Annotated in this window: 12 protein-coding genes; 8 read left to right on the top strand and 4 right to left on the bottom strand. The window is 70.5% G+C overall.

Annotation, left to right across the window (positions count from 1 at the left end):
* Window position 1 precedes the first annotated feature (1 nt).
* Genes Q9R33_RS18375 through Q9R33_RS18360 form a run of 4 tightly spaced genes read left to right on the top strand, consistent with a single transcriptional unit; the run spans window position 2 to window position 3,792 of the window.
* Window positions 2-931, top strand: a complete 930-nt coding sequence (locus Q9R33_RS18375) for an ABC transporter permease (RefSeq protein ID WP_056372331.1) — start codon at window positions 2-4, stop codon at window positions 929-931.
* Window positions 928-1,719: an ABC transporter ATP-binding protein gene (locus Q9R33_RS18370; protein WP_056372329.1), complete on the top strand. Its 792-nt coding sequence runs from the start codon at window positions 928-930 to the stop codon at window positions 1,717-1,719. The genes Q9R33_RS18375 and Q9R33_RS18370 overlap by 4 nt, the downstream gene beginning before the upstream one ends.
* Complete coding sequence (locus Q9R33_RS18365; protein WP_311294651.1) at window positions 1,716-2,561, top strand: ABC transporter permease subunit; 846 nt, start codon at window positions 1,716-1,718, stop codon at window positions 2,559-2,561. The genes Q9R33_RS18370 and Q9R33_RS18365 overlap by 4 nt, the downstream gene beginning before the upstream one ends.
* 49 nt (window positions 2,562-2,610) lie before the next feature.
* Window positions 2,611-3,792 (top strand): ABC transporter substrate-binding protein, encoded by a 1,182-nt coding sequence (locus Q9R33_RS18360; RefSeq protein ID WP_311294650.1) that lies wholly within the window; start codon window positions 2,611-2,613, stop codon window positions 3,790-3,792.
* A gap of 25 nt (window positions 3,793-3,817) precedes the next feature.
* Here Q9R33_RS18360 and Q9R33_RS18355 read toward each other — a convergent pair whose 3' ends face one another.
* Both Q9R33_RS18355 and Q9R33_RS18350 read right to left on the bottom strand, forming a co-directional pair.
* Window positions 3,818-4,474, bottom strand: coding sequence for a response regulator transcription factor (locus tag Q9R33_RS18355; RefSeq protein ID WP_082497226.1), 657 nt, complete (start codon window positions 4,472-4,474; stop codon window positions 3,818-3,820).
* Window positions 4,471-5,661: a histidine kinase gene (locus Q9R33_RS18350; RefSeq protein ID WP_311294649.1), complete on the bottom strand. Its 1,191-nt coding sequence runs from the start codon at window positions 5,659-5,661 to the stop codon at window positions 4,471-4,473. Before Q9R33_RS18350 ends, Q9R33_RS18355 begins: the two co-directional genes overlap by 4 nt.
* Window positions 5,662-5,839: 178 nt before the next feature.
* On the opposite strand from Q9R33_RS18350, the gene Q9R33_RS18345 reads away from it, so the two are divergent.
* The 3 genes from Q9R33_RS18345 (at window position 5,840) to Q9R33_RS18335 (ending at window position 9,558) form a co-directional block, all read left to right on the top strand.
* Window positions 5,840-6,571, top strand: coding sequence for a hypothetical protein (locus Q9R33_RS18345; RefSeq protein WP_311294648.1), 732 nt, complete (start codon window positions 5,840-5,842; stop codon window positions 6,569-6,571).
* Between the two features lie 88 nt (window positions 6,572-6,659).
* On the top strand, window positions 6,660-7,994 hold the full coding sequence (locus Q9R33_RS18340; protein ID WP_311294647.1) for an aspartate aminotransferase family protein: 1,335 nt from the start codon (window positions 6,660-6,662) through the stop codon (window positions 7,992-7,994).
* A 46-nt stretch (window positions 7,995-8,040) separates the two neighbouring features.
* The gene (locus Q9R33_RS18335) at window positions 8,041-9,558 is read left to right on the top strand and encodes a CoA-acylating methylmalonate-semialdehyde dehydrogenase (protein ID WP_056372320.1); all 1,518 of its coding nucleotides are present in this window, start codon (window positions 8,041-8,043) and stop codon (window positions 9,556-9,558) included.
* Between the two features lie 96 nt (window positions 9,559-9,654).
* On the opposite strand, the gene Q9R33_RS18330 is transcribed toward Q9R33_RS18335, so the two are convergent.
* Both Q9R33_RS18330 and Q9R33_RS18325 read right to left on the bottom strand, forming a co-directional pair.
* Window positions 9,655-10,614, bottom strand: coding sequence for a diacylglycerol kinase family protein (locus Q9R33_RS18330; protein ID WP_311294646.1), 960 nt, complete (start codon window positions 10,612-10,614; stop codon window positions 9,655-9,657).
* Between the two features lie 86 nt (window positions 10,615-10,700).
* On the bottom strand, window positions 10,701-11,156 hold the full coding sequence (locus tag Q9R33_RS18325; protein WP_082497223.1) for an Lrp/AsnC family transcriptional regulator: 456 nt from the start codon (window positions 11,154-11,156) through the stop codon (window positions 10,701-10,703).
* 108 nt (window positions 11,157-11,264) lie between these two features.
* On the opposite strand from Q9R33_RS18325, the gene Q9R33_RS18320 reads away from it, so the two are divergent.
* Window positions 11,265-12,686, top strand: coding sequence for a DUF6421 family protein (locus Q9R33_RS18320; RefSeq protein ID WP_311294645.1), 1,422 nt, complete (start codon window positions 11,265-11,267; stop codon window positions 12,684-12,686).
* The last annotated feature ends 125 nt before the right edge of the window (window positions 12,687-12,811 follow it).

The raw sequence follows: 12,811 nt of genomic DNA, 5'->3' as shown, positions 1-12,811 counted from the left end.
CATGAGGCCGATCGGGTGGTCGACGCGTCGGCAGGGCGAGCTGCGGGGATGGATCGCCGCAGGATGGGGCGCGCTCGGGGTGCTCGCGGTGCTGGTGCTCTGGGAGCTGTACAAGTTCGCCGGGCCGAGCGAAGGATTCATCGTCGGCGCGGTGCCGGGCGAGTCCGGCTCAGGTGTCATGCTCCTCCCGCGCACCCACGACCGCGCGATGCCGCACGTGTGGGACATGGCCGCGCGGCTGTTCGCCCCGACCAGTGGCGGCGATACCCCGCCGCTGTGGGTCTCGGTGGCCGGTGCGGCGCTCGTGACGCTCGGGATCGCCGCCGTCGGGTGGCTGATCGGCGTCGCCGTGGGCGCGGTGCTGGGCCTCGTGATGCAGCGCTGGCGGCTGCTCGAGTGGGGGCTTCTCCCCTGGATCGTCGTGAGCCAGATCGTGCCGCTCATCGCCTTCGCACCCGTCGTCAACGCGATCGGCAACCAGATCGACCGCGGCGGCGGCATCTGGCCGCAGTGGCTGTCGGTGGCCGTCATCGCGTCGTACCTCGCGTTCTTCCCGGTAGCCGTCGGCGTGCTGCGCGGACTCGCGTCGCCCGACCGCATCCACCTCGACCTCATGAACAGCTACGCCGCCGGCTACTGGGCGACCCTGTTCCGCCTCCGCCTTCCCGCCGCGGTCCCCCACCTCCTCCCCGCGCTCCGGCTCGCGGCCGCGAACGCGGTGCTCGGCGCGGTCGTCGCCGAGGTGTCGATCGGCATGCGCGGCGGCATCGGCCGCATGCTCATCCAGCTCGCGGGTCAGGCCTCGTCCGACCCGGCGGCACCGTGGGGTCCCACGTTCGGCTCGATCGCGCTGGGCCTCATCGCCGCCGGCTCCGTCGCCCTCATCGGCCTCGGACTCGCCAACTACCGCAGAGGAGAAGCGACCGCATGACGCAGCTCGCAGTCCACGCCGCCGGCGTCGGGAAGGTCTTCCCGACGAAGACCGGGGAAGTCGTCGCGCTGACCGACGTCGAACTCGAGGTCTCGGCCGGAGAGTTCGTGTCGCTCATCGGGCCGTCGGGCTGCGGCAAGTCGACGCTGCTGCGCCTCATCGCCGACCTCGATCAGGCCACGAGCGGCACCCTCGAGATCTTCGGCAAGCCGGCCAAGCGCGCCCGCATCGACCAGGACTACGGCATCGCGTTCCAGCAGGCGGGGCTCCTCCCCTGGCGTACGGTCGGGGCGAACATCGGGCTTCCCCTCGAACTCCACGGCACCGGCAGAGCGGATCGTGCGGCGCGCATCGCGGAGCTCGCGGAGCTCGTCGGCCTCTCGGACTTCGTCGACCGCTACCCCGACCAGCTCTCCGGCGGCATGCAGCAGCGCGTCGCGATCGCGCGGGCTCTCGCCGCACGGCCGAAGCTGCTCCTCATGGACGAGCCGTTCGGCGCGCTCGACGAGATGACGCGCGAGCGCCTGCAATCCGAGCTCACCCGCATCGCCGCCGAGACCTCCGCCGCAGTGGTGTTCGTGACGCACTCGATCCCCGAGGCGGTCTTCCTCTCCGACCGCGTCGTCGTGATGAGCCCGCGTCCCGGTCGCATCACCGACGTCATCGAGACGGGCCTCGGCGACGTGCGCGACGAGGCCCTGCGCGAATCCCCCGAGTTCTTCGACCGCGTCACCGCGGTCCGGGAGGCGCTCCACGGCACGCCCGTGACGAGGGCGAGCGAATCATGACGGATGCGGATGCTGCGACCACGATGCTCCCCGCTGCACCGGAGCCGTCCGGCAGGGCGCCGCGGCCGATGCCGGCAGAACGCGAGCTTCCGGGCTGGCTGAAGTGGGTCGCGCCCATCGTGGTCGGCATCCTGATCCTCGCGATCTGGATCTTCTGGGTCGACGTTCTCGGCACCGCCCCGCGCATGCTGCCGAGCCCCATCGCGATCGCCGAGGAGTTCGTGAGGCGCTTCCCGATCATCCTCGACGACATGACGATCACGGCCACGAATGCGCTGATCGGCCTCGTGGTCGGCTCGCTCCTCGCGCTGCTCTTCGCCGGTCTCGCCGCGGCCGCCAAGCCCGTCGACGGCATGCTCGCGCCCCTCGTGTCGGCGCTGGCCGTCATCCCGATCGTCGCGGTCACGCCGATCCTGAACACGATGTTCGGCGCCTCCAGCCAGTTCGGGCGGCAGGCGGTGGCCACGATCGCCGCGTTCATCCCGGTGTTCGTCAACGTCCTGCGGGGCCTCCGGCAGACCCGCCCCGTGCACCGCGACCTGCTCCGCGCGTCCGCAGCCTCCGGCTGGCAGACCTTCCGCGTGCTGACGCTTCCGACGGCGCTGCCCTACCTCATGACGGGCCTGCGCATCGCGAGCTCACTCGCCGTGATCGCCGCGCTCGTGGCCGAGTACTTCGGCGGGCCCGCCGACGGCATCGGCACGGCCATCGCGACCTATGCGAAATCCGGCCGCGCCGCTCTCGCCTGGGCATACGTGCTCGGCGGCATCATCATCGGGCTCGTGTTCTTCCTCGTCACCTCGCTCCTGGAGCGGCTGGCGACGAGACGGTCGTCGGCTTGAAGAGTCCCGAAACCGAGGGACAGACAACGCACCACACGAAAGGAACGCAATGAGACACAGCATCAGACACGGCCTGGCCGCAGCATCCGTGTTCACCGTCGCGGCACTCGCGCTCGCGGCGTGTGCCGGTTCCGGTGACTCCGGCGACGACGGAGGGGGCGGGGGCGAGGACTTCGAGCCGCTCACGTCGATCAAGCTGCAGCTGCAGTGGCTGCCGCAGGCGCAGTTCGCGGGGTACTACGTCGCCCAGGAGAAGGGCTACTTCGAGGAGGAGGGCTTCGACGAGGTCGAGATCGTCCCGTCGGGCGGCGACATCGTCCCGCAGGACGCGCTCGTCGCGGGCGATGTCGACTTCGCGATCGCATGGGTCCCGAAGGTGCTCGGCACGCTGGAGGCCACCGGCGTCGAGCTCACCGACATCGCGCAGGTGTTCCAGAAGTCGGGGACGCTCCAGGTGTCATGGAAGGGCGACGGCATCGAATCGGTCGCGGACTTCGAGGGCAAGCGGATCGGATCGTGGGGCTTCGGCAACGAGTGGGAGATCTTCGCGGCGATGGCCGCGGACGACCTCGACTCGACCACGGTGTCGATCACGACCCAGGACTTCTCGATGAACGCCCTCCTCGACCGGGACGTCGACGCCGCCCAGGCGATGACGTACAACGAGTGGGCGCAGATCCTCGAGGTCGTGAACCCGGCGACCGGTGAGCTGTACCAGCCGGAGGACTTCGACGTCATCTCGTACGAGGAGACCGACGGCGCCATGCTGCAGGACGCCATCTGGGCCGACACGCAGCGCCTCGAGGACGACCCCGCCTACGCCGACGCCGCGGTGCGGTTCCTCAAGGCCATCACGAAGGGCTGGATCTTCGCGCGCGACAACCCGGAGGAGGCTGCTGACATCGTCTATGGGATCGCGACGAGCCCCGGCGTCGACGCGTTCCCGGTCGGCCCGGTGCATCAGCAGTGGCAGATGAACGAGGTCAACAAGCTCATCTGGACCGGCGCCGACTTCGGTCTGGTCGACAAGGCCGCGTGGGACAAGACGGTCGCGGGCGCGCTGTCGGCCAAGAACCAGGACGACCTCGAGCTCATCACGACCGAACCCGCCGCCTCGGCGTACTCGAACGAGTACATCGAGAAGGCGCTGGCCGCGCTGAAGGACGAGGGCGTCGAGGTCGCCGGCGAGTACACGCCGATCGACGTCACCCTCACCGAGGGCGGCCAGTAGCGGCGGACCCCGGGCGGCCGAGCGATCAGCCGCCCGGGGTAAGCAGACCGCTTTCGTACGCGAACGCCACCGCCTGCACCCGGTCGCGCAGGCCCAGCTTCAGCAGCATCCGGCTCACGTGCGTCTTCACGGTCGCCTCGCCGAGGAAGAGGATCGACGCGATCTCGGCGTTGCTGCGACCGGCGGCGACGAGCCGCAGCACGTCGACCTCGCGCGGACTCAGCTCCGTGAGCGTCGCGGCGGCGGCGGCGTCCACACGCGGTGCCGTCGCGAACCGGTCGATCACGTGGCGCGTGATCGCGGGGTCGAGCACGCCCGAACCCGCCGCCACCGCGCGCACCGCGTCGACCAGCTGCTCGGGGGAAGAGGCCTTGAGGAGGAACCCGGCGACGCCGGTCGAGAGCGCCTCGTCGACGATCTCGTGCTCGTCGAACGTCGTGAGCATGAGGATGCCGGGGCCGGCGGCATCCTGACTCATCCGGCGTGCCGCTTCGAGGCCGTCCATGCCGGGCATCCGCACATCGAGCAGCACGACGTCCGGAGAGTGGCGTGCCACGAGTCGCAGGGCATCCGCGCCGTCCGACGCCTCGCCCACGACCTCCACGTCGGACTCCGCGCTGAGCACCATCCGCAGGCCCGCCCGCACCATGGCCTGGTCGTCGACCAGCAGCACACGGATCACGGCGCGACCGTGCTCTCGGTCAGCGGCGTCAAGCTCTCGCGCACCGGCACCTCGGCGACGACGCGCCAGCCGCTGCCGAGCGGTCCGGCGGTGAGCGAGCCCCCGGCGACCGTCATGCGCTCCCGCATGATGCGGACGCCGTGACCGCCGGCGGCACCCACCGCATCCGCAGACCGGAAGACCCCGTCATCGGTCACGGTCACGCGCACGCTGCCCGCGAGGTACACGACCTCGATCGCCGTGGCGGCCGCGCCCGCGTGGCGCACGACGTTCGACAGGGACTCCTGGATCACCCGCACAAGGGCGGTGTCCTGCAAGGGCGGGAGCGCGACCGCGTCCCCCATCACGTCGAGGGTGATCGGCATGCCGGATTCCCGCAGCGGCGCGAGGATCTTCTCGAGGCGGCTGAGCGACGGGTGCTCGTCGGGGGCAGGCTCGCGCATCAGCCCGACGACCCGGCGCATCTCGTCGACAGCCTCGCGACCGACGCCTTCGAGGCCGCGCAGCACCTCCTGCGCATCCGGGCGCTCGGGCAGGAGGCGGCGGAGGCCACCGATCTGCAGCACCATGACGCTGACCTGGTGCGCGACCGAGTCGTGCACGTCCCGCGCGATCCGCGCCCGCTCGGCCATCACCGCCGCGGCCGCGGCCGCCTCCCTCTGCTCGGTGAGCTCGACGGCGAGCTCGCGCAGGCGCTGCGCCTGGCTGCGTTCGCGACGCACGAGCAGGCCGACACCGAAACCGGCGACGTACACCGACACCGTGAAGAGACCTTCCCAGAGGGCCGCCGAACCGAGCACGCCCGCGGCGAGCGCGGCGGCGGCACCGATGGCGAGCGCCCACACCGCGCGGCGGGTGGGCAGCACGGCGGCGGCGCGCCCGATGAGCAGGATGATCGCGAGCAGCTGCACGCCGCCCGGGCCGGGCGCCCCCAGCAGGAGGTTGAACGGCGGCGACAGCGCCGCGACGATCGCGGCGGTGAGGGGCAGCCGCGGCGCCAGCATGACGACCACCCCGACCGCGATCGGAGGGATGAGCGCCTGCTGCGGCACCACCACACGGTCGTCGAGCAGGAACTCCATCACCGAGAGCGCGATCACGAGGGACCCGCCCGCGATGTAGAGCAGCGCTGAGCCGTACCGCGACAGCCATGAGGCAGAGGACAGGGCGGGATCGCGCGGCGTCATGCCCGAAATGCTAGGCCCCGCTCGGGGACGCCCGCGTCCGTCGTGAGACGGAACGCGCCGGCGACGCTTTCCACCGCGCGGCGCGGCGGAACGATACGGGCGGGCGATCCGCCGCGGGCTCGCCCGCCCGTAGCTTCGGTGACGGCTCGCAGCGAGCCCCTGAACCGGAAGGACCGATATGACCACCCACGACACTCCGCCCACCGCCGCACCGGTGCCGGCAGCGCCGGCCACCCCGCCCGCCACGGCGCCGGCCTCGGTGCCCGGCCGCCGCCTCGCCGCCCTCGGCGGGCTCGCCCTCATCGCAGGCGCGGCCCTGTACACCGCGGGCATCGCGACGTCGCCGCCGCAGGCCTCGGAGTCGACCGCGGACTACATCGCCTCCCTGGCCGCCGACCCGGCCCTCACCCAGCTGTCGGCCACGCTGCTGCACTTCGGGAATCTGTTCCTCGCGCTCGGCTTCCTCGCCGTCCCCGGACTCGTCCGTGGCGCCCGCGGCGGCTGGCTCGCGCTGGTCGGCGCGTTGCTCGCGACGCTCAGCCACGCCTTGGTCTCGGGCTGGGTGCTCTTCGACTTCTGGACGATGACGATCGGCCTCGAGCTCGACCCCGCCGCCGCGGTCGCCGTCTCGGAGGCGGTGCAGGGCGGTCCGGTCTTCGGTGTCCTGTCGATGCTCCCGATGCTCAACCTCATCGCCACCCCGCTCGTCACGGTCGGGCTCGCCCGCGCGGGGGTCGTGCCGTGGTGGCTGCTCGCGTTCGCGATCGTGCCGACCGTCGTCATGTTCGTGGTGCCGTTCACGCCTGTGCTGTTCGCCGTCATCACCGCCGTCGGCTTCGTGCCGGCCGTGTGGTTCGGCGTCGCGATCCTTCACCGTGTGCGCGCGGAGCGCGCCGTCACGGCGGGTTGACCGCGGTTCGCCCGCCCGAGCCTCTGTCGAGGGTCGGGCGGGCCTCGCGGGTCTTGCGCCGACCGGCGCGATCCAGCAACGTGGCCGCATGACCGAAGACCTCGACGCCCTCGCGAAAGAACTCGACCGCGAGTTCGTGTTCCACTCGTGGTCCGCGCAGGCGGGCCTGGACCTCCCCGTGATCGCGGGCGGCTCGGGCACCGTCGTGTGGGACCACGCCGGCAACCGCCTGCTCGATTTCTCGAGCCAGCTGGTCAACGTCAACATCGGGCATCAGCATCCCGCTGTCGTCGCCGCCATCCGCGAGCAGGCCGGGCGTCTCGCGACCATCGGCCCCGCCACGGCGAACCTGCACCGTGGGCAGGCGGCCGAGCGAATCCTCGACAAGGCGCCCGACGGGTTCGCCAAGGTCTTCTTCACCAACGGCGGCGCCGACGCCATCGAGAACGCGATCCGCATGGCGCGCCTTCACTGTGCTGCTCGAGGAGACGTGGGCCGCGACACCGTGCTCTCGACGTACCGCTCGTACCACGGCAACACCGGCGCGGCGATCGTCGCGACGGGCGACTGGCGACGGATGCCGAACCAGTTCGCCCGCGGACACGTGCACTTCTTCGGGCCGTTCCTCTATCGCACCGAGTTCTGGGCGACGACCCCCGAGGAGGAGTCCGAGCGGGCGCTGCAGCACCTCGAGCGCGTCATCCAGTCCGAGGGGCCGTCCACGATCGCGGCACTGCTGCTCGAGTCGATCCCCGGCACGGCCGGCATCATGCTGCCGCCGCCGGGCTACCTCGCAGGTGTGCGGGCGCTGGCCGACAAGTACGGGATCGTCCTGATCCTCGACGAGGTGATGGCGGGGTTCGGCCGCACCGGCCGCTGGTTCGCGTTCCAGGGCTACGACGTCGTGCCCGACCTCATCACCTTCGCCAAGGGCGTGAACTCCGGCTACGTCCCGGTGGGCGGCGTCATCATCTCGCCCGAGATCTCGGCGACGTTCGACGACCGCGTCTTCCCCGGCGGGCTCACCTACTCCGGTCATCCCCTGGCGGCAGCATCCATCATCGCCGCCATCGACGCGATGGAGTCGGAGGGGATCGTCGACAACGCCCGCCGCGTGGGCGAGGAGGCGATCGGCCCGGGACTGGCCGAGCTGGCCGAGAAGCACCCGCTCATCGGCGAAGTGCGGGGCGAGGGCGTGTTCTGGGCGCTCGACCTCGTCTCGGACCGCGAGACCCGCGAACCGGTCGGCGCCGACGTGATCGGACGCCTCAAGAAGGAGCTCACCTCGCGAGGCCTGCTGCCCTTCGCCGCCGAGAACCGCATCCACGTCGTGCCGCCCTGCGTGGTGACCGATGGGGAGGTGCAGGAGGCGATGTCGATCTACGATGAAGCCTTGACGAGAGTCGAAGACGACCTCGCGTGACACGTGCACGCCCTCTCACGAGGAGGGCTTCCGAAGGAGGAACACGATGACTGACACCCTGCCGCGCACCGAGACGGCGGTTCTCGACCACTGGGTGAACGGGGCCCCCTGGGCCGGGGCATCCGAGCGCACCGGCCAGGTGTTCAACCCCGCGCTGGGGACGGTCCAGAAGGAGGTGCGGTTCGCGTCGCGCGAAGACGTCGGAGAGGCGGTGGATGCTGCGTCAGCGGCGTGGCTGCAGTGGCGCGATGCGTCGATCGCCAAGCGCCAGGGCGTGCTCTTCGCGTTCCGCGAGCTGCTCAACGCCCGCAAGGAGGAGCTCGCCGAGATCCTCACCGCCGAGCACGGCAAGGTGCTCTCCGACGCGCGCGGCGAGATCGCCCGCGGCATGGAGGTCGTCGAGTTCGCGTGCGGCCTCGGGCACCTGACCAAGGGCGCGTACTCCGAGAACGTCTCGACCGGCATCGACGTGTACACGCTGCGCCAGCCGCTGGGCGTCGTGGGCATCATCAGCCCGTTCAACTTCCCGGCCATGGTGCCGCTGTGGTTCTTCTCCATCGCGCTCGCCGCCGGCAACGCCGTGGTCTTGAAGCCGTCCGAGAAGGACCCGACGGCGGCGAACTGGCTCGCCGGCCTGCTCACGGAGGCGGGACTGCCCGACGGCGTCTTCAACGTCGTGCACGGCGACAAGGAGGCGGTCGACGCGCTCCTCGAGCACCCCGACGTGCGGGCGATCTCGTTCGTCGGCTCGACGCCGATCGCCAAGTACGTCTACGAGACCGCGACCTCGCACGGCAAGCGCGTGCAGGCGCTGGGCGGCGCGAAGAACCACATGCTGGTGCTCCCGGACGCTGACCTCGACCTCGCCGCCGACGCCGCCGTGAACGCCGGCTTCGGCTCGGCCGGCGAGCGCTGCATGGCGATCTCGGTCGTGCTCGCGGTCGACACCGTCGCCGACGCGTTCGTCGCGAAGGTCGCCGAGCGCATGGCCGGCCTCAAGGTCGGCGACGGCACGCGCGGCTGCGACATGGGCCCGCTCATCACGGGCCAGCACCGCGACAAGGTCACGTCGTACCTCGACGTCGCCGGAGCCGACGGCGCCTCGGTCGTGGTCGACGGACGCGACGTCGAGATCGACGGCGACGAGAACGGCTTCTGGCTCGGACCGACCCTGATCGACAACGTGCCGACGACCTCGACGGTCTACACCGACGAGATCTTCGGACCCGTGCTGTCGGTCGTGCGTGTCGAGGGCTACGAGGAGGGCCTCGACATCATCAACTCGAGCCGCTACGGCAACGGCACCGCGATCTTCACGAACGACGGCGGCGCTGCCCGGCGCTTCCAGCGCGAGGCGACCGTCGGCATGATCGGCATCAACGTGCCGATCCCCGTCCCGGTGGCGTACCACTCGTTCGGCGGCTGGAAGGCGTCGCTGTTCGGCGACGCGAAGGCGTACGGCCCGCACGGCTTCGAGTTCTTCACGGCCGAGAAGGCGATCACGTCGCGCTGGCTCGACCCGTCGCACGGCGGCATCAACCTGGGCTTCCCCCAGCACGACTGACCCCGCTCACCCGGGCAGCCCGCCGGAGTCCGTGAGACGACAGTTGCGGGACGAGACGCTGGGGTTCGCCCAGGGTCTCGTCCCACGGCTGACGTCTCACCGGGGGGACGAGGGAGCGCCCGGCGCGCCGGGCGGCGCGAACACCGTCAGCGCCCGCGGCACGGCGACGCACCGGAGGGTGAAGCCGCCGGGAGCCCGCTCCTCGAGTTCGCCGTCATGGACGAAGACGGACGGATGCCCCGGCTCGGGGCGCACCTGGAGTTCGAGCTCTCGCACCACGAGCCGCTCGATGTCGGCGTCCCGGGGGAACAGCCCGATCGCGCGCAGCACGGCCGCGGACCGCTTGCCGAACGCGAGTGACGCGAAGGCGCGGACCTTGGATCCGCGTGCGTGGTGGATGCGCACATCCAGCACGGCGGCATCCGTCTCCTGCCGCTGCATCGTCGCGACACGGTCGGGATCGTTGCGGCCGACGCTCACGAAGACCGACCAGACCCGGGCCCGCCTGCCGTCCCGGACGATCGTCAGCGGCTCGGCGCGACGCAGTGCGACCGCCGTGGCCACTGCACCGCCGATCCACTTGCCCAGGCTGCTGCGACGCTCGCGCTCCTCGATGAGTTCGGGGTACGCACCGATCGACACCGCGTTGAGCACCGTCACCGGTTCGCCGGCGTCGGCCGTCGCCTCCACTACACCGACGGCCACGGCGGAATCCGCGTCGTAGGCATCGATCGCATCGTCGACGCCCTCGATGCCGAGCGCCCGGACGAAGTGGTTGAACGTCCCGCCGGGCATCGCCAGCAGCCTGCGGTCGTGCTGCCGGGCAAGGTGCGCCATGCGCGACACCGAGCCGTCGCCGCCGTAGATCCCCAGCACGTCGGGTGCGGCATCCGACTTCATCGCCTCCGCGACGACCTCCGCGAGGTCTTCCCCCTCCGCCAGCTCGTGCACGACGGCGCCCGGCAGGCGCTCGGCGAACGTCGTCGCCGGATCCGACCGGATCACCGCCGTGCCGGATTGCGCGTTCCGCACGATGAGCACTCCACGGCCGTCCATGGGCAGAGGCTACCGACGCGCGCCGGCTGCAGCAGAGGTCTTGCGCTGAACCCCACGATCTGCCGAAGCCGCGAGCCGGTGCCCATTCAGGCGGGCAGGATGGGGCGGTTCTCGTAGAACGTCTGCAGCACGACCGTCGTCCGGGTGTTGACCGACGCGGCGGCACGGATGTCGCGGATCAGCGACTCCAGGTGGCGCGGAGACGCGACCCGCACGAGCAGGATGTAGCTCGCGTCGCCCGCGATCGAATGGCACGCCTCGATCTCGGTGAGGTGCTCGAGCAGCTCGGGCGCGTTGTCGGGCTGGGCGGGGTCGAGCGGCGTGATCTCGACGAAGGCCGCGAGCGGCTTTCCGACGGCCTCGGCGTCGACGAGCGTGCGGTAGCCGGTGATGACGCCGCGGCTCTCGAGGCGACGCAGTCGTGCCTGCACGGCGGACACCGACAGCCCGACGGCTGCAGACAGGTCGGCGAGGGTGGCGCGGGCGTCCTGGGACACCTCGCGCACGATGGCGGCATCGATCGCGTCATCCAGTGCAGGCATGACTCGACTCTAGTGGCGCGAACAGGAAATTTTCCTGTCGAATCCTGGAATGAAGGGAAGTTCTCTAGAATCAGGAGTGAAACCGCACTCGAAGATCGGAGGTTCACCATGTCCAGCAGCACCCTTCACACGTCGAAGGCGATCGTCGGCGAACCCGAGGTCGTCGAGGACGCCCGCATGGCCGAGACGAGCGACGCCTGGCTGCGGCTCAAGGCCGCGGCGACCGCGATCCAGAGCCTCCAGGTGCAGGACGGATCGATTCCGGATGCTGGGGCTCACACCGAGGCCCGCGCTCTGGTCGCCGAGATCACCGCCGGCATCCGCGCCCTCTCCCCTGCTTTCCCGCACGACGCCGAGTACCTCTCCGCATCGGTGCGCGACTTCGAGCGCTGGATGGACCAGGGGTTCGGCGTCCCCGACTTCCTCGAGTCGCTCGAAGCCTTCCAGCCGCAGCAGCAGCGGGCCGACGGCATCCGTCATCTCGTCGTGTTCCCGATGTACACGCAGAACGGCTCGAGCGACCGCCACGTCGAGGCCGTGCTCGTCGAGGTGATCTGGCCGGAGTTCATCGCGCAGCTCGAGGCCGGCGACTACGGCAACAAGCTGTTCGTGTCGCTGCGGTTCGTCGACTTCACGCCCGGGTACGACACGAACTCCGCGGTGCTGTTCCCCGAGACCGTCGCGATGCGCGAGATCCCGACGTTCACGTGGGGCGCGATCTTCCAGGACCGCGAAGCCGCGCGCTATCGCCGCGTCGTCCGTGCCGCCGCCGACATCACGAAGCTCGACCTCCCCGCCGACGCCGCGCGCATGCTCGACGACCAGGAGCTGACCGAGAAGACGTTCGTGATGTGGGACATCATCCACGACCGCACGCACATGCGCGGCGATCTGCCGTTCGATCCGTTCATGATCAAGCAGCGCATGCCGTACTTCCTGTACTCGCTCGAAGAGCTGCGGTGCGACCTCACCGCGTTCCGCGAGTGCGTCGCGATCGAGAAGCGACTGTCGGCGCAGGAGTCGCTCACCGCGGCCGAAGCCGAGATGCTCGAGCACGCGAAGCTCGTGCAGTACGCGGTGATCTTCGACCGCATCTTCCGCTTCTCGATCACGGGCTCGCGCGTGCGCAACTATGACGGGCTCGGCGGCCAGCTGCTCTTCGCGTGGCTGCACCAGCGCGACGTGCTGCACTGGACCGACACCGCGCTCGCCTTCGACTGGGACGACGTGCCCGCGGCCGTGATCGCGCTCGGCGAGGCGATCGACGAGCTGTACTGGCGCTCGATCGACCGCCCGAAGACGGCGCACTGGCTCGCGGCCTACGACCTGGTGCGCTCGACGCTGACGCCCAACCCCGCTTCGCGGTGGGCGCGGGGCCTCCCCGACGAGATCCTCGCCGGCGCCCCGAAGGGCTACACCGACGCGGTCCTGGACGACGAGTTCCCGCTGTCGATGTTCTTCGAGGCGCTCGACAAGAAGATGAAGCCGGTCATCGAGTCGACCGCCGGGATCACCGGGCGCGATTCCTGACGCGCGACGTGCTGTTCTCGGCGACATCACGTGATCTCGCCGAGAACACACGTCAGGTGCGGCCAGAATGTGTGCGTTCGGCGAGATCATGTGAACTCGACGGAAACGCACGCCATCGACGGAAG

Origin of the sequence: Microbacterium sp. PRC9, from assembly GCF_031844125.1 — a bacterium.
Lineage (GTDB): Bacteria > Actinomycetota > Actinomycetes > Actinomycetales > Microbacteriaceae > Microbacterium.
Note: the sequence above shows the minus strand (reverse complement) of the source record. Positions and strands in the feature narration are given on the sequence as shown.